At 50.8% G+C, this 18,529-nt stretch carries 19 protein-coding genes; 5 read left to right on the forward strand and 14 right to left on the reverse strand.

Annotated elements, in window-relative coordinates; genetic code table 11:
- Nucleotides 1-8: 8 nt before the first annotated feature.
- A complete protein-coding gene (locus MRBLPE1_RS01735; protein WP_364140738.1) occupies nt 9-1,214 on the reverse strand; it encodes a Ger(x)C family spore germination protein in 1,206 nt (401 codons plus the stop codon).
- Nucleotides 1,215-1,230: 16 nt separating this feature from the next.
- Nucleotides 1,231-2,778, reverse strand: coding sequence for a spore germination protein (locus MRBLPE1_RS01740; RefSeq protein WP_364140740.1), 1,548 nt, complete (start codon nt 2,776-2,778; stop codon nt 1,231-1,233).
- Between the two features lie 292 nt (nt 2,779-3,070).
- On the opposite strand from MRBLPE1_RS01740, the gene MRBLPE1_RS01745 reads away from it, so the two are divergent.
- The 3 genes from MRBLPE1_RS01745 to MRBLPE1_RS01755 are packed head-to-tail and all read left to right on the forward strand — an operon-like array spanning nt 3,071 to nt 4,858.
- Nucleotides 3,071-3,280: a hypothetical protein gene (locus tag MRBLPE1_RS01745; RefSeq protein WP_364140743.1), complete on the forward strand. Its 210-nt coding sequence runs from the start codon at nt 3,071-3,073 to the stop codon at nt 3,278-3,280.
- A complete protein-coding gene (locus MRBLPE1_RS01750; RefSeq protein WP_364140746.1) occupies nt 3,270-4,535 on the forward strand; it encodes a DNA polymerase IV in 1,266 nt (421 codons plus the stop codon). Before MRBLPE1_RS01745 ends, MRBLPE1_RS01750 begins: the two co-directional genes overlap by 11 nt.
- Nucleotides 4,532-4,858 (forward strand): YolD-like family protein, encoded by a 327-nt coding sequence (locus MRBLPE1_RS01755; protein ID WP_364140749.1) that lies wholly within the window; start codon nt 4,532-4,534, stop codon nt 4,856-4,858. The genes MRBLPE1_RS01750 and MRBLPE1_RS01755 overlap by 4 nt, the downstream gene beginning before the upstream one ends.
- Before the next feature lie 111 nt (nt 4,859-4,969).
- On the opposite strand, the gene MRBLPE1_RS01760 is transcribed toward MRBLPE1_RS01755, so the two are convergent.
- Nucleotides 4,970-5,836, reverse strand: coding sequence for a hypothetical protein (locus tag MRBLPE1_RS01760; RefSeq protein ID WP_414698822.1), 867 nt, complete (start codon nt 5,834-5,836; stop codon nt 4,970-4,972).
- A 282-nt stretch (nt 5,837-6,118) separates the two neighbouring features.
- Nucleotides 6,119-7,411 carry a DUF2515 domain-containing protein gene (locus tag MRBLPE1_RS01765; RefSeq protein ID WP_364140755.1) on the reverse strand — a complete coding sequence of 431 codons (1,293 nt, stop codon included), beginning with the start codon at nt 7,409-7,411 and terminating at the stop codon, nt 6,119-6,121.
- Nucleotides 7,412-7,580: 169 nt separating this feature from the next.
- On the opposite strand from MRBLPE1_RS01765, the gene MRBLPE1_RS01770 reads away from it, so the two are divergent.
- Nucleotides 7,581-8,276 (forward strand): SOS response-associated peptidase, encoded by a 696-nt coding sequence (locus MRBLPE1_RS01770; RefSeq protein WP_364140758.1) that lies wholly within the window; start codon nt 7,581-7,583, stop codon nt 8,274-8,276.
- Nucleotides 8,277-8,331: 55 nt separating this feature from the next.
- Here MRBLPE1_RS01770 and MRBLPE1_RS01775 read toward each other — a convergent pair whose 3' ends face one another.
- From MRBLPE1_RS01775 to MRBLPE1_RS01795, 5 genes are all read right to left on the reverse strand, one after another.
- Entirely contained in the window at nt 8,332-8,619 is a 288-nt protein-coding gene (locus MRBLPE1_RS01775) for a stage VI sporulation protein F (protein WP_183561882.1), read from the reverse strand.
- A gap of 70 nt (nt 8,620-8,689) precedes the next feature.
- Nucleotides 8,690-10,741: an ATP-dependent DNA helicase RecG gene (gene recG / locus MRBLPE1_RS01780; protein WP_364144431.1), complete on the reverse strand. Its 2,052-nt coding sequence runs from the start codon at nt 10,739-10,741 to the stop codon at nt 8,690-8,692.
- Between the two features lie 7 nt (nt 10,742-10,748).
- Nucleotides 10,749-11,603 (reverse strand): DegV family protein, encoded by an 855-nt coding sequence (locus MRBLPE1_RS01785; RefSeq protein WP_364140761.1) that lies wholly within the window; start codon nt 11,601-11,603, stop codon nt 10,749-10,751.
- A gap of 35 nt (nt 11,604-11,638) precedes the next feature.
- Nucleotides 11,639-13,405 carry a DAK2 domain-containing protein gene (locus MRBLPE1_RS01790; RefSeq protein WP_364140763.1) on the reverse strand — a complete coding sequence of 589 codons (1,767 nt, stop codon included), beginning with the start codon at nt 13,403-13,405 and terminating at the stop codon, nt 11,639-11,641.
- 17 nt (nt 13,406-13,422) lie between these two features.
- Nucleotides 13,423-13,782: an Asp23/Gls24 family envelope stress response protein gene (locus MRBLPE1_RS01795; RefSeq protein ID WP_364140766.1), complete on the reverse strand. Its 360-nt coding sequence runs from the start codon at nt 13,780-13,782 to the stop codon at nt 13,423-13,425.
- Nucleotides 13,783-14,074: 292 nt separating this feature from the next.
- Between MRBLPE1_RS01795 and rpmB the strand changes: the two genes are divergently transcribed.
- Nucleotides 14,075-14,263 carry a 50S ribosomal protein L28 gene (gene rpmB / locus MRBLPE1_RS01800; protein ID WP_053375639.1) on the forward strand — a complete coding sequence of 63 codons (189 nt, stop codon included), beginning with the start codon at nt 14,075-14,077 and terminating at the stop codon, nt 14,261-14,263.
- A gap of 97 nt (nt 14,264-14,360) precedes the next feature.
- Here the strand turns inward: rpmB and spoVM are convergent, their stop codons facing one another.
- The 5 genes from spoVM to pknB form a co-directional block, all read right to left on the reverse strand.
- On the reverse strand, nt 14,361-14,441 hold the full coding sequence (gene spoVM / locus MRBLPE1_RS01805; protein ID WP_010345573.1) for a stage V sporulation protein SpoVM: 81 nt from the start codon (nt 14,439-14,441) through the stop codon (nt 14,361-14,363).
- Nucleotides 14,442-14,563: 122 nt separating this feature from the next.
- Nucleotides 14,564-14,839, reverse strand: a complete 276-nt coding sequence (locus MRBLPE1_RS01810) for a hypothetical protein (RefSeq protein WP_364140768.1) — start codon at nt 14,837-14,839, stop codon at nt 14,564-14,566.
- 11 nt (nt 14,840-14,850) lie between these two features.
- The gene (gene rpe / locus MRBLPE1_RS01815; protein ID WP_364140771.1) at nt 14,851-15,495 is read right to left on the reverse strand and encodes a ribulose-phosphate 3-epimerase; all 645 of its coding nucleotides are present in this window, start codon (nt 15,493-15,495) and stop codon (nt 14,851-14,853) included.
- A 5-nt stretch (nt 15,496-15,500) separates the two neighbouring features.
- Complete coding sequence (gene rsgA / locus MRBLPE1_RS01820; RefSeq protein WP_364140774.1) at nt 15,501-16,478, reverse strand: ribosome small subunit-dependent GTPase A; 978 nt, start codon at nt 16,476-16,478, stop codon at nt 15,501-15,503.
- Complete coding sequence (gene pknB / locus MRBLPE1_RS01825) at nt 16,426-18,528, reverse strand: Stk1 family PASTA domain-containing Ser/Thr kinase (RefSeq protein WP_364140777.1); 2,103 nt, start codon at nt 18,526-18,528, stop codon at nt 16,426-16,428. The genes rsgA and pknB overlap by 53 nt, the downstream gene beginning before the upstream one ends.
- Between the last annotated feature and the right edge of the window lies 1 nt (nt 18,529).

Genomic DNA, 18,529 nt, shown 5'->3' on the forward strand with positions numbered 1-18,529 from the left:
CTTTCCGCTTATGGGCTGCCTTTTTTCTGTTCCTTCTTAAATCCGCTTCCGCTCATGCCCGTTGAATTCAGCTTCACTTTTATCGATACCTTTACTTCCGTGTTTGGGAATAACTCCGGCCAGCTGTCGCTTATTTTTGACCATTGCTTCGGGTATTTTTTGTGAATCGCACTGCCAAAGCCAACCACATCGGTCCGGTGCCTGCGAACTGCTTTCCAGCCCTGTTCTATTATGGAAGTGATTTCTCTTCCAATGAGCCCCTCGACTTCCTCTACCTGCTTCGGCTTCGCGAGGTCGCCCTCGCAATTGTATTCCATCAGTGCCCCGTCCGCGCTCACATTCACATACATAATCCACTTGCCGTTTGAAAATTCGGGTCTAAGCTTAGTCTTCGCATGTATAATGCGAACAGAGGAGCCCTTCTCCTTTCCGTCCTCCGAGCAGGCAAAGGCGATTGTCGTTCTCTTCACATGATCGGTAAGCCACATGACGCCTTGACTCTCCCCATTGTTAATCCACCCTACCAGCTTATCGCCTGCAATCAGCGCCAGATCAAACAATCTAACCTTGCTGGGCGTGCTGGTATGCGTCAACTGCTCAGCCCGATCAATATTTTCATTCGCCCCTGACACGACCAGGCCAGGTATGCTAGTCGCGTGCGTCGTACCCAGCAAATCGAGCAGCACTTGATGGATGGTCATTTGACGGAAGGTAGAGCTGTTCATTTCCTCATTGGTAATCATCCGTTGAATGGCTGCGCCTGGAATTTTCTCCAGCGGGATCAACTGCTCCAGCATGCGCCGCGCGCTTCCTTTCGCTATATAGACGCTTACGGTCTCGCGAGAGTCATGATTGCGCAAATAGGTGTCGAGGAGCGGGCCCAGCCCTTTGCGTGCAGCCTCTTGGCCTATGATAACGATTTGATTATGCGAGAAATAAAGACGGCGCGAAGTCTCCTGGCTCGCCTTACTGACCGCGCTTCGAAAGCTCTCGCCTTTCGTTGAGAATACATTGACCGCGGCCGAGTTGCCAGCAGCGCTTTGGCTGGAAATCGCCTGCGGTATGACGACCTGGTACGAAATCACCCACTTCCCGTCCTTCCAGTCAAAGCCGGATGCGGAAATAACGGCTATATCGTTCAGCTCCACGCGGTTCCAGCAGCCTGTTGCCAGCAAGCATGCAAGCAGCGGCAGAAGCAGCCTCCATTTATTCATTGCCGTTCCCCTCCCGTTAAGCCTTATCGGAATGACGCTGAGCCGGCGGCTTTTTCCCGTTCGGCCTCCGTTTTGGATTTCTCAGGTTTAAATCCAGCGGCCGAAGGACAACCGCCCACCATGGCAGCCTGATGAACACGTCTCTCCATGGTCCTTGTTTAGTTGGTCCCGGCGCCATGGGAGACATGTACGGCACCCCGAAGGAGCGCAGCGACGTCAGATGGATCAGCATAAACAGCACCGATATAAAAATGCCGAAAAAACCAAAAATACCGGCCATAATCATGAACAGAAACCGGATAATACGCGAGGTGGCCGCCATATTGAATTCCGGCATAACAAAATTCGAAATCGCCGTAAAGGAGACAATGATGACCATCCCCGCAGATACGATGCCCGCCTGTACGGCCGACTGCCCTAACACGAGAGCGCCGACGATCGAAATGGCAGGCCCGATAGCCCGCGGCATCCGCAGGCCTGCTTCCCGCAGCACCTCGAACGTCAGCTCCATCAGAAGCGCTTCGACTAGACCCGGGAATGGAATGCCTTCGCGCTGTGCTGCCAGACTAATAAGCAGGGTTGTCGGAAGCATCTCTTGATGATAGGTCGTTACCGCGATGTACAAGGCTGGCAGCACAATGGAAACGACATAGGCGCCGTAACGGATGAGCCGCACGAATGTGGCAATATCAAATCTTTGATAATAATCCTCTGGCGACTGGAAAAACGTAAAAAAGGTGGTCGGGGCCATTAAAGCCATTGGCGAACCGTCGATCATCACCGCTACTCTTCCCTCAAGCAGTGCTGCCGCAACCGTATCCGGCCTCTCCGAATTCAACATCGTAGGAAACAGCGTAAAGGTCTCATCTTGAATGAATTCTTCGATATAGCCGCTCTCGAGCACGCCGTCGATGTCGATATCCGCCAATCTTCGGTAAACCTCTTTCACGATCCCTTCGTCAACTATCCCGTGCAAATACAGCACGGCCACGTTGGTATGGGTTTGCCGGCCAATCTTATGCATCTGCACATGAAGGTCGGAGGATCGAATAATGCGGCGGATCAAGCTGATGTTAGTCCGGATGCTTTCCACAAAGCCGTGCTGCGGCCCCCGAATAACCGTCTGGGTCTGGGGAATCGTGACGCTTCGCTGCTCCCCTCCGCCCACGTCAGCCATCAGCGCCTCTGTGCTTCCGTCCGCCATAATCACGCAAAGCCCGTCCGTCATAAATTGCAGCGCTTGTTCCAGCGTATTTATGGTAAGCACCGAGCCGATTGAAACGACGCAGCCGCGAAGCGCATCAAGCAGCTTTCCGCCCTTTACGTACGCATGCTGAGGCAGCTTCATCGACATTAACGGCTCCATGACACTTTCGTTTATGGTCTCGGAGTCCACGATTCCATCCACATAAATAATCGCAATCTCGCGGTCCGGAGCCGCGTCGCTGCGAAACATCCGAATGACGATATCCGTACTGCCGCCGAAGCGATCGCGAATCGTTGCGACGTTTGCATGCAGCGACGGGCTGAACGGCGTGAACGTACCTGCGTCTTGTTTATTCATAATGGCACCTTTCGTTTCCATGTTGATTCTATTTTGCCGCATTATGGGTTTAAATATGTACGGCACCATCTAAGGGCATAGGAAAGAGGACAGTCCGTGTCCGAACCGCCCTCTTCCCCATTTGATTTCATTTCCACCCTGCAGCATACGAATTTATATCTTTAGCGGCGGGGTCTTACGATTAAATCAACAACCAGCCCTTGTAAAAAATAACCACAAAAATCCTATAGTATAAGAACTCATGTTCTGTATATAATAAGAACAGACGTTCTTATACCGAAGGAGGAGCATCATGGCATTGGAAAAATGGTTCAATACGATCGGTTGTGTCGTTGATGTCATTTATATAAGCAAAAAAGGAGTGTTTACGAAGCGAAGAATTCGGGTCCTCTCTGTCAGGGACGGCTATATCAGAGCCTTTTGCCTGGAATCCGGCGCGCAGCGCGTCTTTCTCGCGGCAAATGTGTTAGCGGCAGAGCTGGTGAGCCGAGATGTCTCCTAATAAAGTTATTATGCTTGCGGACTGCCAATCCTTTTATGCATCTGTGGAGAAGTCGGAGCATCCCGAGTATCGCGATTTGCCGCTTGTCGTCGCCGGGGATCCCGAGCGCAGGTCGGGCATTATTTTGGCTGCCTGCCCCATCGCCAAGTCATTTGGGGTAACGACTGCCGAACGGCTTGGCGACTCGCTTGCGAAATGCCCGAATTTAGTCATCATCAAGCCGCGAATGCAGCTGTACATCGACATTTCGATGACGATTACGCGCATTTACCAAGCCTATACCGACCTCGTTGAACCCTATTCCATCGATGAGCAGTTTCTCGATGTGACAGGCTCGCTCCATTTATACGGCTCGCCGGAGGAACTTGCGCATCACATCCAGACCCGTATTCTAGCCGAGCTTGGCATATACACCCGATTCGGCATTGCAGAGAACAAAATGTTAGCAAAGACGGCCTGCGACAACTACGCGAAAAAAAACGGTTCCGGGATCTATATTTTAACAAAGGAAAATCTCCCCGAAACGTTATGGACCTTGCCCATCTCCAAAATGTTCATGGTCGGCAGCCGGATGACGAGGCATTTCCAGTTCATGGGACTGGAGACAATCGGCAAGCTCGCCGCGACGCCGCTCGATAAGCTAAAGCTGATGATGCGCCGCAAGCTTGGCAAAAACTCGGATATTAATGCGGAGCTGTACTGGAATATCGCCAATGGAATCGATAATAGCCCCGTCACCCCGGGGACGCATGAGGTTGCTCCGAAGGCAGTAGGGCATATGATGACGCTGCCGCGCGACTATGGAAAGCTCGAGGAAATCAAGGTTGTGCTGCTTGAGCTGACTGAGCTCGTCTGCCAGCGCTGCCGGGGCAAAGGGTATATGGGGCATGTCGTTTCGGTCGGCTTGATGGGCGCCGATTATGATCGGCCGTCCGGCTTTAGCCGCCAGATGAAAATGGACGATCCGACGAACATCACCAATCAGGTCTATCGCGCCGCCATCCAGCTGGTGCTGCGGCACTGGGACGGCTATCCGGTACGGAAGGTTGGCGTCAGCCTGTCGCAATTCTCCCAGGATGACGAATATCAGCTTTCATTATTCGACACGAAGCGCGAGAAGACGATGGCGCTTGAGAAAGCGACGGACGCGTTGAAGCGGAAATACGGAGACGCCGTTATTTTGAGAGCGGTGTCCATTACGGATGCCGGTCAGGCGCTCCATCGCTCGGAGAAGATCGGAGGACATTATAAATGAGAAAGAAGCTTGAAGGCAACGGAATTTGGGAATCCAGCCGCATGATGCTGCCCGAGCACAAAGTGGCGATTAATGAGCATGAGAAGGCTTTACGGAAGCGGGAGCGCGTAGAGCTTGACGAGCAGGAATGGGAGCATGTGGCCCGCTCCGTGACGGAGTCGCTGCAGCAGCAGCAGCCGATTACGCTCCGTCTTTTCCACCCGCTCGAGGAGCTCACGGTCATCGGCATCGTAGAACGCATTGACCAGCTGAGAGGCCGTTTTATGGTCGATGGCGAGTGGTTCCCGATTCAGGACATTGAAGGCGCGTCTGTTCAGGAATAATGAGAAACCGCCCTATCCACAAAAACGGCAGCCTTGGCCCGAATAAGAGGGCCGAGGCTGCCTGACTGCACGCACGGAAAATTATTTTGATGATTTCAAAGCCGCTGACGGCTACAGACTTTTGGAGATGTAACTTTTTTGGCGCAGCATCAGGATAACGGGTACTAATGCAGCGATGAAACAGCATGAGGCAAGAATCGGAAGCAGCGTCCATTCGAAAATGGAATTTCCGAGATACGTTTGCCAGCCGATCAATGCTAATCCAAGAAAATAAGTAAGGCCGGAAATATGAATCGACGTGCGGCGTACGGGAGAGGTAAGCGACTGGCGTTCTGTCAGCCAAGCTACAAAAGGCAGCGCCTGCAGCGCATGAAAACCGAGTCCATGGAGCCAAATAATATTTCCGTGCAAACCGACAAGCCTGCCTTGGTTAACGGAAATCCATATCCCTGCCGCAAAGGAGAGCATAACCGCAACCATGGCGTACCGAATGCTGAGCACAAGCTCCGGGCGGAGCCGATAAGCCTTCTTGCGGTAATATTGAATGGCTAAGAAGAGATAGAACACTACCAGCAAAAGAGCAACCAATCCAAAGATCGAACCGACAGCCGTATCGAAGGCTGTTCCGTCCTGTACGAATCTTGGATTTACACCGCGGAAATTTTGAACGGTCTCCGCAAAATAGGAATAAAACGCCAGTAAAATATAAGACCACCGAAAAAATGCTTTACCTTTCTCCCCCATTGCCGAAAATGGAAGGATCGCTGCCGTGGATAGCAAAAATATGCCAAGTGCGGCATTAAAGGAAAATGCTTTCAATACATCCCCTTCCGGGGCTACGGCTCCCCCGTTCAGCATGCCCCATACCCCGCAGATCACCGCAAGCAAAAATCCGAGCAGTCCGGTAAGCACCAAGGACTTCTCCCCTTCAAAAAACTTGACTGCCGGACGCAGTCCGCTACCTGCTTGATTATTCAATTTAAACACCCTTCCTGCCATGAGTTGATGACTCTCACTTTACAGGAAGGATGTTACATTTTTAACGGACGCAGGTTTGATTTGCAGTTGAACCTTCAGGATGGTTTTGTACTCGACTTAAGTCTAAACTTGACCAACATCCAGACCGATCATTTACTTGCCTATGATCCGATTCGCTCAGCGATATAAAATATTACTGAATCCTTTTACAATATGAGCATTGTTCTCCATTACTATTGATCCAACACCCCTGCCTGATCCAGATGCATATACACAATCACTTCATTTCCCCCGCTGCATCGCAAGCACCGCCAGCTCAATCTTGTTCAGCATGAGACCGTATTCATTCGTAATCTCGAAAGAATGAGGCAAAGGCAGCTTTTGAAAATAAGGCCACACCTCGTTTACCGATTTGAACCAATCGCCAGGCTCCGGAGCCTCTAAAGGCTGATCGTTCCACGCAGCGCCCAGCTCCGGGCTGTAAAGCGGCTCGGCACCCAGCTTCAAACGCCCGCCAAGCAGACGCTCCTTATAGACGCTATGCGGAAGCTGTTGACGAACGCGCGAGAACATATACGGCGCATAGTCCGCGCGCGAGCCCGTATGCTTCACCGCGCCGGCAAAGCATCGCGCCCCATCATATACGCGCGGTATGCCAAACAGCATCGCATACAAGCGCTTGCCGAATTCAATCCGCTCCGGTAAATTTTCGAACTGCTCCAAAATAAGGCCGGAGAGCTTTAACACGGATGCTCCTTCACCTCTTGCTTGCCCAGTTCCGTAAGGAACAATAACGCCGTTCAGCTGAAGCAGGGACTGCAGTCCAAAAAATAGCGTATGCAGCACTTTTTCGCGAAAATACGGATGCTGTACAACCCGCTGCTCAATGTAATGCTGCTCGTTTACGATTAACGCAATCGTAAGCGGCACTGCGTCGCGATCACGCCAGAACTGCTTCCAGACCGGCGCCATGAACGCCGATACGCCAAAAGCAGGCAGCAAATGGAACAAACTCCTGCCCTCGCGCCGGCTCCATTCATAAAGCAGCAGCTGAGGATAAGCATCTTGAAAGATCAAAGCGTTTGCCTGCTCCAGAAATCGAAAAACGGCCTCCCTCTGCTCTGCATTCAGCAGCAAGGGAAGCCACTCTCCTTGCAAGTCTGTCATATTCCAGCCGCCATTGCGGGACACCATGTGGGCTAGCAGCGCCCAATGCAGCTCTGGGGTACGGAAGTATACGGAACGGTAAGCTTCCGTTCGTGTCACATTATTTCGGTTGTAGGCTGCCGTCTCGTCGCGTATCCGCGCAATGAGAGCAAGGTCCCGTTCATGCCAGCCCTCTGCCATAGCAGGACCAGGGAATGTACTCTGCTTAGACCACGCATATTTTAGCTTCGCGGCTGCCGAAGCCGAAAGCTGAAGCGGGATCGCCTCCTCCATCATCGCATGCGATGCGCTCATAGCGGCCCATTTGCCGACCGCATAGTCAAACGCCGCGCCAGGAAGCGCCAGCAGCTGCCGGAGCCAATAGCCGAATGATCGGCGGTATACTCGTACCCCATTCTTATTGCCCATTGTAAACGCCCCTGTCCAACGTCATTGACTATATGAAGCAAATGCTCGCATCATCCTATATAACCAGTATTTGCCAACCTGCGAATCGTCATACCGTGTAAGCAACATATGCGCCGCAGCTGGCCGCGATGTATAATAAAAGCAAGCATAAAGGAAGGAGACGAGAGTCATGTGCGGAAGGTATACGCTCACCGTCACGCTGGAGGAGCTGATGGTTAGATATATGATTGGGGAGACGATGATCCCGTTTCATCGTCCGAAATACAATATTGCCCCTAGCCAGCAGGTGCTGACGATCATTAACGACGGGCAAAGCAACCGGTTAGGAGAGCTGAAATGGGGACTTGTTCCGCCATGGGCTGATGATCCGAAGATCGGCTTTCAGATGCTTAACGCCCGCTCTGAAACAGCGGCCGGCAAGCCAGCGTTCCAGAAACCGCTGCAGCGCAAGCGCTGCCTCATACCGGCTGACGGATTTTATGAGTGGAAAGCGACGGCACAAGGTAAACAGCCGATGCGAATCGTTCTGAAGAGCCGTGCTCTGTTCAGTATGGCCGGTCTCTTTGAAACATGGATCTCGCCTGAGGGAACGAAAATCAACAGCTGCACGATTTTAACGACAACACCCAACGAGCTCGTTGCCCCCATACATGACCGCATGCCGGTTATTTTGCGCCCTGAAGATGAGCAGCTCTGGCTGAATCGTTCCATAACAGACACCGCTGTACTTACGCCTCTGTTTAAGCCGTACCGGGCAGACGAACTCGAGGCTTACACGGTTTCCGCGGCTGTCGGAAGCGTACGCAATGACGAGCCTTCTTTGATTGAACCCTATAAAGCCGATGAGCAGTTGGAGCTATGGTAAACTATGAGTCCCAGGACTGCAGCGAGAGACAAAAAAAATCGCTGACCTCAAGCGGTCAGCGAAACATTCCCCAAAGCTTCAACAAGTGAAACGTGTTGTTAGGATCGATTTTTTGCCCCATGACGAAAGCGACAATCTGATCTTCCTGCGTATCCGTAAGTTGCTCCTGCAAAATAACGGCCGCTGCTTTCACAAGCTTCCTCACCTTTGGCCGATCCTGCAAATCATACTTCGTCACATTTCCAAGCAGCTGCCTGATACGATCCTTCACTACAGGGTTTTTCATTTTGTATTTGATGCGCTCGACCAACTGCGGCCGAATTCCATAATTTTGGTAACTCACTGGCCTGACACCTCCATCCGGCAATCCCGTCACATTGTTTAACTATATGCCGCAAGGAGATAATTATTGCCTAGTCCAGCTGTTCACCTTGAAAAAATTGATCTTTGCGCAATACGCTGCGAACTCTTTCATAAGAGTCGTTTGACCAAAAATCATCGCGTTCCGTCATTTCTGCGGCATCTTCCCTAGCAATCTCGAGCACCTCGTAGTCTGCTACCATATCCGCTAAACGGAATTCGGGCAGCCCGCTTTGCTTCGTCCCAAAAAAATCGCCGGGACCGCGAATCTCTAAATCGCGCCGGGATACTTCAAAGCCATCGTCCGTATCCGTCATGACTTTCATGCGCTCGCGTCCGGTTTCCGATTTCGGATCGGCTACAAGAATACAATGCGATTGATGCTCGCCACGACCCACCCGTCCCCGCAGTTGATGCAGCTGGGACAAGCCGAAACGTTCCGCGTCCATAATAATCATAAGCGTGGCATTAGGCACGTCGACGCCAACCTCAACCACGGTCGTCGCCACAAGCACATGCGTTTCATTGGCACCGAAGGCACCCATGACCGTTTCTTTCTCTGCTGCCGATAACCGACCGTGCAATAAACCGACACGCAGATCCGGAAACGACTGCTGTGTTTGCACGTAAAGATCAATCGCATTTTGAACGTCGAGCTTTTCTGATTCTTCAATCAAAGGACAAATAATATAAGCTTGCCGGCCTTTGTTTACTTCTTTTCGAATAAAACCAAGCACTCGCTCCATCATGGTATGCTTCACCCAATAGGTCTTGATCGGCTTTCGCCCATGCGGACGCTCTCGAATCGTCGACACATCCATATCCCCGAACGCGGTAATCGCCATTGTTCTCGGGATCGGAGTAGCCGTCATCGTGAGCACGTCCGGATTCATCCCTTTGCGGCGCAGCACGCTTCTTTGGTTAACGCCGAAACGATGCTGCTCGTCCACGACAACAAGTCCCAGGCTTCGGAAACAAACATCATCCTGAATCAACGCATGCGTACCGACAACGATATCGATGATCCCCATTTGCAGCCCCGCGAGTACGTCTCTCCGCTTGCGCTCTGTCAAACTGCCCGTTAACAAGGCAACCTGGATACCAAGCTCCGCAAACATCCTCGTTAGCGATCGCATATGCTGGTCGGCTAGGATTTCGGTCGGCACCATCAAAGCGCCTTGGTGCCCCGACTTCACAGCACAATAAAGAGCAATCGCGGAGACGACCGTTTTGCCTGAACCGACGTCCCCCTGAAGCAGACGGTTCATGCAGGAGGGTCTTCTCATATCGACGCAAATTTCATTAACGACCTTCTTCTGCGCATCCGTCAGCTCAAACGGCAGCGTAGCGGCAAATTGACGGATCGTCTCGCTCTCGATACGATGCGCGATACCGTCATTGCGCTTGCGGTTGAGCGCTCGGTATGCCTGCAGCTTAAGCTGGAACAAGAAAAGTTCCTCATAAACCAGCCTTCTGCGAGCTTCCTGCCCTTCCCGCGTAGCATCAGGGAGGTGGATGCGCTGCACTGCGTCCCGTCTAGCCATCAAATCATGCTGGCGGACAAGCTCTTGCGGAAGCATCTCTTCGATCATCGTTCCATATTGTGTTAAGGCTTGACGGACCGTTTTGCGCATCCAGGGCTGCGTAATGCTTCCCCCGACGGAGTAAACGGGCTGAAGCGTTCCCGACTTCGCCGCGCCTCCGCTGCCAGGAAATTCAGAGTCTGAAACCGTCATCTGCAGGCGCTGCTGCTCCCACTTGCCAGTAAGCATAATCTCCCGGCCGATGGTCAGCTGATCCTGCAGAAAATGCCGATTAAACCATACTGCCGTGACCAGCCATTGTCCGATCTCTACTTTACACGTCAGTCTTGATTTGCTTTTGCCATAGCGCTGCAACAGGGGAATCCCCCTCACATGTCCCAGCACCGTTACCTTTTCGCCTTCCTTGACATCGGTCAGCTCGCGAATGCGGTAATCCTCATACCGAAACGGAAAATAATCGAGGATATCCGCAACGGTTTTAACGCCAAAGGCGTGAAGCTCCTGTTCCTTAGGAGCACTCACGCCTTTGATTTGCCGAACTGAAATTTGGTCCAGCGTCATCATAATATCACATCCTGTACATAAACACGGCTGATGCGCCAGGTCCGGTGTGTGTTCCGATTACCGCGCCAATCGTCGTCCAGTTAATCGATCGTACATTGAATTGGCTCTTTAGAAGCTCACAAAGCTCCTCTGCGGTATCCTTGCGGAAAGAGTACGCCATTGTCATGCCAACCGGCTCATCGCCGTACGTCTGCTTCAGCAGCTCTATGATACGCGCCATCGCCTTCTTGGAGCCCCGCACCTTATCAACCGCATACACGATACCTTCCGGTTCCAATGACAAAATCGGTTTTATATTGAGGATCGAACCGATCAGCGCCGAAGCTTTCCCGATCCGTCCGCCCTTCTGCAAATATTCCAATGTATCCACAAGAAAATATAATTTCGTATCTCGCTCAAGCTGCTCGATTGCCTCTATGATCCGTTCCTTTGATTCCCCTGCCTGCGCCATTTCTGCCGCTTTCACGACACGCATCCCAAATCCGTAAGAAGCCGATCTAGAGTCCAAAATCGTAATATCCGATTCTTCCTCCAGCATAGAATGAGCGATGACTGCCGACTGAAAGGTGCCGCTCAGCGCCGCTGATAAATGAAGTGAAATAATAGGAGAATCAGCGTCTTCAGCGAGCAGCCGTCCATATACTTCCGAGAACTCAAGCGGCGATGGTTGCGATGTTGTAGGAAGCACAGAGGACTGTGCCAGCTTTTCATAGAATTGCTCCGACTTTATCGTCACCGCGTCTAGAAAAGTCTCTTCGCCGAATATCACCTTAAGAGGAACAATGGATATCCCCAAACGCTCTTTAACCTCATCCGGAATGTCGGCCGTGCTATCCGTTACGATACGGACCTTCCCCATTGTCATACCCTCCCCGCATTATAACGACCATATCTTTATTCTAAAGCAAATACGTAAGGATAGAGCGGTTGTCCGCCTTTTTGCACCTCGAGCTCCAGCTCAGGATATTGCTCCCCAATCCATTCGCAAAGCGATGCCGTTTCCGTTGCATCCGCTTCCTCCCCGGATAAAATCGTCAGCAAATCTCCACCGGAGTCAAGCATGCTCGCGATAAGCCCGTGACAGGCTTCCAGCAAGCCGGCTTCCGATACAACGATCGTTTTCTCCTTAATGCCGATGTATTCGCCCTCGCGGATGTCCACGCCTTCAATCGTCGTATCCCTTACTGCCTTTGTTACTTGCCCCGAAACTACCTGTTCCGCGGCATTTTTCATCCACACGCTGTTGCGCTCAGCCGTTTCTTCTTCTTTAAAAGCAAGAACTGCCGCCAAGCCCTGCGGAATCGTACGGGTAGGGATTACGGTAACGCTGCGCTCGCTAAGCTCGGCAGCCTGCTCTGCCGCCAAAATGATATTCCCATTATTCGGAAGAATATAAATATGCTCCGCGGACAACGCTTCGATCGCTTTCACGAAATCCTCCGTGCTCGGGTTCATCGTTTGGCCGCCGGACAACACCGTATCTACTTCATTTTCCAGGAAAATATCGGCAATGCCTTCGCCTAACGCGACCGCGATAATGCCAAAAGGCGCCTTTTCGAATATTTGTCCCGGCGGAACTCCTTGAACAGCTTGGCCTGCAAGCAGCTCAGCCGCGGAGAAGTCCACAACGTCCGTATCCGCTTGTTCATGCTCAAGCAAATCACGATGCTGCTCACGCATGTTAAGAATATGGATATCGGTTAATTCTCCGTGAGGAAGCGATAGATTAAGAACATCGCCCGGTTTCCGCGTGTGCACATGCACCTTGATGATATCGTCTTCCGTTATGACCAATATAGAATCTCCGTCTTTGCTAAGCGCCCGTTTGTAAGCGGATTCATCAAAAAACGCTCCTGCTTTGCCGGCCAGCTTGCGATTGATAAAAAATTCCATATCATATAAGAACTCGATAGCTTCCGTCGATAAACGCGATTGCGCCGATGTCGGCTCTTGCTTACGAACGGGAGGAACAGCAGTAGGTACAGCCACCTCTTCAGGCGGAGCCGCTTCCGAAGCCATGGAATAGGAATCAAGCTGCCCGTCCACATCGGTTAGGCTGCGTAAGAAACCTTCGTAAATAAATACGAGACCTTGTCCCCCAGAATCGACGACGCCTACCTGCTTCAGCACCGGCAATAAATCCGGCGTACGCTGCAGCGCGTCATATGCTTTCTGATGAACCTCCTGCATTAGCTCAGCCACATCGTTAGTTCTGCGGGCGTATTGCACGGCATGCTTGGCAGCTTCCTTGGCCACCGTAAGAATCGTTCCTTCTACTGGTTTTACGACAGCTTTATAAGCGAGGTCAACACCGTATTGCAAAGCAGCGGCCAGCTGCACCGTTCCCGCCTCTTCAAGACCGGCAAGCGATCTGGAGAAGCCCCGGAACAGCTGCGACAAAATAACGCCGGAGTTGCCGCGAGCGCCCATCAGAAGCCCCTTAGATAAAGCCTCAGTCGCCTTTCCAATGCTGTTTGACGGTTTGCTGCGGAGCTCGCGAACGCCGGAGGACATCGTTAAATTCATGTTTGTTCCCGTGTCGCCATCCGGCACCGGAAATACATTTAACGCGTTAACGTGCTCTGCGTTACGCTGTAAGTAATCCGCGCCGAGCAGTGCCATTGCGGCAAAATCAGATCCGTTTATAAAGCGCTTACTCAACGAAATTTCCCTCCCTGTTACTTAAGTACCCTGACATCCTGCACAATTATATGGACTTCTTCCACTTGTAGACCAATCACGTCATTCAGCACATATTTTACTTTGGATTGAATATTATGCGCTACCTCGGAAATTTTTGTTCCATAGCTTACGATGATGTAGAGATCAATATGCAATTTTTCGTTTACCCGTCTAACTTCAACGCCTCGAGTTAAATTATCTCGTCCGAGCAACTCGGCAATTCCGTCCTTCAGCTGTTTGCGTGAAGCCATTCCGACAAGTCCATAACAATCCATGGCCGCAGAGCCGGCAATAATGGCTATGCAATGGTCTGAGACATGTATGGTACCGAGTTCGGTGCTTAGCTGCAGTGACATGGAAAAACACTCCCTTACTGTATATATTATGGACTAAGTATTATTGTACTATAAACGGCTCCTTTATAGAAGTCCGATCAGCAAATCCAGTCTTTCTAAGGAAAAATGAGCTTTTAATGCTTGGAAGGAATGCTTTGTCCGTATATTTAGGTTGAACAGAACCGATGTTTATGATACGATATTCAAGTGTGTTTAAATGTTATTTCGCTTACGAATGAAGTTTTCCTCACGCATAACGAGCCATTCTTATGGAATCAGTTTTGCTCACGCAAGATTTAAAGGAGGTGTAGTCATGTCCCGCAAATGTTTTCTTACAGGTAAAGCACCTGGTAAAGGTAACAACGTTTCCCACGCAAACAACAAAACTCGTCGTTCTTGGGGCGTAAACGTGCAAAAGGTTCGCATTTTGGTTGACGGTAAACCGAAACGTGTTTATGTCAGCACTCGCGCGCTGAAAGCCGGTAAAGTTACCCGCGTATAATGATGGCTTTGGCCATAGACAAAAGCACCTGAGCGCTCAGGTGCTTTTCTTTTACTTTTACACGATCACGGCCGAAGGGTGCCCTGCAGCGTCTGACCTAATTTTTTTGGAAGGTATTCAAAATCGCCTTTACGAATCCGCCCAAAAATTTAGGCAGTTTGATTGTATAAAATTTCATGCCCCATCCCTCCTCAGACACGCTCATCGAATTTATCCGTGACAAAATTCCTACGCTCATGTAAACATCCTATGCGTATTCAGTTCGTCCTATTCCATTGAGAGCCTGCGGGGGTAAGCGTATTACGCGCCCATTATTGTGTCTGGGTGATCTCTTAAAAAGATAAAGGCAGAGACGATAACAGCGATTAGCAAATAAAAAACAATCGACAATACGAAAAAGGTAATTCTAAAACCAAGCGTTTCGAATCTCCGAAAAAAGCGTATGCCTATGTATAAAGCTAACAAAGAAAAGAGATAACGATAAAAATCCTCAATCAGTGAAAAAATCGTCAGCATGAGACCAGCTGAAAACGTATAGGCCAAAAGCCAAAACGTCGTTTTTAATCGCTCATTCATCATCCCGGCCCCTAACGCAATACCGCAATGGCTGCTGCACGGTCCTCTTCCGAAAATACGGCGTTCCCTGCTACAAGTACGTTGGCCCCGGCTTCGCGAATCACCGCCGCCGTAGTCGAATTCACGCCGCCGTCCACCTGTACGTGCACGTCATCCAATCCCTGCTCCTCAAGCATCGCACGCAGCTGCCGTAATTTCACGAGCGAATAAGGGATAAACTTCTGCCCGCCAAAACCCGGATTAACCGTCATAATAAGCACAAGGTCAAGATCATGCAAAATCGGCTCTAATACAGAAACCGGCGTTGCCGGATTTATGGCTACGCCCGCAGGCAAACCCTTTTCCTTAATATAATGCACCGTTCTATGCAGATGCACGCAGGCCTCGGCATGCACCGTAATCCGGTCCGCGCCTGCTGCGATATAATCGGCAATGGATAGCTCCGGACGTTCAATCATCAAATGCACATCAAATGGCAGCTTTGTCGCTGGCCTTATCGCAGAAATGACCGGCGGTCCGAAAGTAAGATTGGGAACGAAATGTCCATCCATCACGTCCACGTGGATCCAATCCGCGCCTGCCGCTTCCACGGCTTGAACTTCTTCCCCAAGCCGCGCAAAATTAGCCGATAGTATGGAAGGAGCAATAATTGTCATAGTAGTTAGTACCTCCGTTTTTTCTCTTTCATTTCCGCTAAAAAAAGCAAATAATGCTCATGCCTGCTTTTCTCGATTTCCCCGCTTTCAACCGCAGCGAGCACGGCGCAGCCTGGTTCTTGGACATGCGTGCAGCCTCGGAACTTACAGTCTGGAGAAAGCTTGCGCATTTCAACAAAACAGTAGCCTAAATCCTCAATCCCCAGCTCTTGGAAATCCAACTGGCTAAACCCTGGCGTATCCGCGACTAAACCGCCGCCGATTTCAATCAGTTCCACATGTCTGGTCGTATGCTTGCCGCGCCCCAGCCTATTGCTGATTTCATTGGTCTCAAGCTGGAGGCCTGGCACAATGGCATTAAGCAGCGAGGACTTCCCTACGCCTGATTGACCGGCAAATACGGCCAGATGGCCCTTTAGCCGCTCTTGAAACGGTGCAATGCCCTCGCCAAGGCGAGAGCTCGTTCCGTATACCTCATACCCGAGCGGACGGTAAATACGATTAACGGAGGCAGCCGCAGCCTGCGCCTCCTCCGTCTCTAAACCGTCGTTTTCTAAATCTTGTTTACTTAAACAAAGCACAGCAGGTATGCCGGCATGCTCGATATGGACAAGAAACTTATCAAGCAGCTGCAAATTCAGTGCAGGCTCCGTAACCGAAAACACGAGTATGGCAAGATCGATGTTCGCGACCGGAGGACGAATAAGCTCCGAAGAACGGGGGAGAAGCTCCTCAACGGTGCCTTCCCCGTTCTCCGTTAAGCTAAACATGACAACATCGCCCACTAGCGGAGTAAGTCCTTTGTTTTTGAAAACGCCCCGTGCCCGGCATTGGACCGTTATGGAATCCGCTGCTGTGTCAACCGCCCGAACATAATAATAACCGCTCAACGCTTTTACTATCGTGCCTTTGAGATGATCCTCTTTGCTGTTATGGCTGCTGCTGTTGCTGTTCTTGCTGCTGCTCTTCTTCAATTGGCTCATCGCTTTCGGTAACCTCCGCTTGTGTCGGCTCTTCTGTGGCCTGCACTTCTTCACCCGGAATGGTCAAGGTGGATGAATTTGAACCCTGCATTAGTTCTTCGTAAGTGATCGTTTTGGTATCGATAAACTGGTTGTCGCGGTATACCGTTACCCTCGCTTCCGTATCGGGTGCGACGATAACTGTAACAGGGAAGGTCTGCGTGTTGTTGATTTGACGTTTATCCCATTCAATATTCTCGCCGCGCGCATCGGAGTATTCAATTCGAACTTCGCTGGTTTTGCCTGCTTCCGCAGGTGAAATCGTGATATTGAATTGATGCTCCTTCGCATCAGCCGGCGGTCCGGAGCTTACGCGAATGGAAACCTTGGCCCCTTTGGAAACTTGATCCTTCGGCTTGTATGGATCCTGGCTAATGACATAATCCTTCTGATGCAAATAGCTAGGCTCATACAAAATATCAGCGTCATCCAGCGTCAACTCGTTTGCCTTAATCAAATCCTTCGCTTCGCTCAGGCTCTTGCCGATCAGATTCGGCATCGGAACGGTCTCGCGGCCTTTGCTGACCATGAAATTGAATTCAACGGATTCAGGATTGTACTGTTCGCCCGGCTCTGGCGACTGCTGGACAATCGTATCCGGCTCTTCCTCGCTGAATACCGGATCAATCACGATCTGATCCTCCGTTATGCCTAATGCTCCGAGCTCATCAATCGCAGTTTGAAGAGATTTCCCGACATAATTGCCTAACTCCTCGAGTTCTGGCCCATCGCTGACCGAAATCTGAATCAATGAGCCTTCCTTGACCCTCATATTCGCCTTCGATTGACTGATTACCTGATCCTTCGGAATTTCTTTATTATGCTCATGAACGACAGGATCTTCCACTTTTAGACCCGCGCCTTCAATCATTTGCCGGGCTTCGGTCTCTGTCTTGCCCACAACGTAAGGCACGTCGACCTCTGCGACATCAAGTACGCCCAGGAGCCAGAAAAAGCCCCAAATGAGTAATCCCAGAAAAGCGAGCGTGAAACCGACTACAGCGAGCGGTTTTTTCCAGCCCTTTGACTTCGGGACCGTTTCTTTCTCCTGCTGTTCTTCGACCGCGGCAACTGCCGGCCGATCGCGCTCTTTGGCGTCTACCGGAAGGATATCGCCGCGAATAGCAGGCATTACGCGCGTTTCTTCCATGTCATTGACATGTATAAACGTTATTTTGGGCTCCTTCAATCGTTCAGGACGAAGGCAGGAATCCAAATCAAGCTGCATTTCATGGGCTGAGCCGTAGCGCTCGCTCGGGTTTTTCCGCATCGCTTTAAGAATAACGTTCTCTACGCTTTGCGGAATATGCGGATTAACGACCCGCGGCTCCTCGAAATTTTCCTGCAGATGCTTCAAAGCAACGCTGATCGGGCTTTCGCCCAGAAACGGCAGCTTTGCCGTAAGCATTTGGTAAAGCACGATGCCAAGCGAATATAAATCCGATTTTTCACCGGTGTTTACCCCTTTGGCATGCTCGGGAGAAAAATAGTAGACCGATCCAATAACAGATCCCGTCTGCGTAATGGTCGATGATGTAACCGCACGCGCAATACCGAAATCGGTTACCTTCACTCGCCCGTTTTTGCCTATAAGAATATTATGAGGCTTAATATCGCGATGTATAATATGATTTTGATGGGCATGGTCAAGAGCATCAGCAATTTGCATGGCAATGCGCACCGCTTCATCTGTCTGCAACGGCGCACGCTCTTGGATAATTTCGTTCAAATTGTGGCCTTCGATATATTCCATTACGATATAATGCGTATCCTCTTCTTGTCCTACATCATAAATGCTGACGACGTTCGGATGAGATAGCGCAGCTGCCGACTGTGCTTCACGACGGAATCGGCGAATAAATTCCTCGTCATGCACAAATTGCTGCCGCAGCACCTTTACCGCGACCTTACGATTCAGCAGTACGTCATGCGCTTTATAAACAAGCGCCATCCCGCCGCCGCCGATCCGTGTCAATATTTCATAACGTCCGCCTAAATCCTGTCCGATCATC

Source organism: Paenibacillus sp. LPE1-1-1.1 (genome assembly GCF_040676435.1).
In the GTDB taxonomy this organism is placed as follows: Bacteria; Bacillota; Bacilli; order Paenibacillales; family Paenibacillaceae; genus Pristimantibacillus.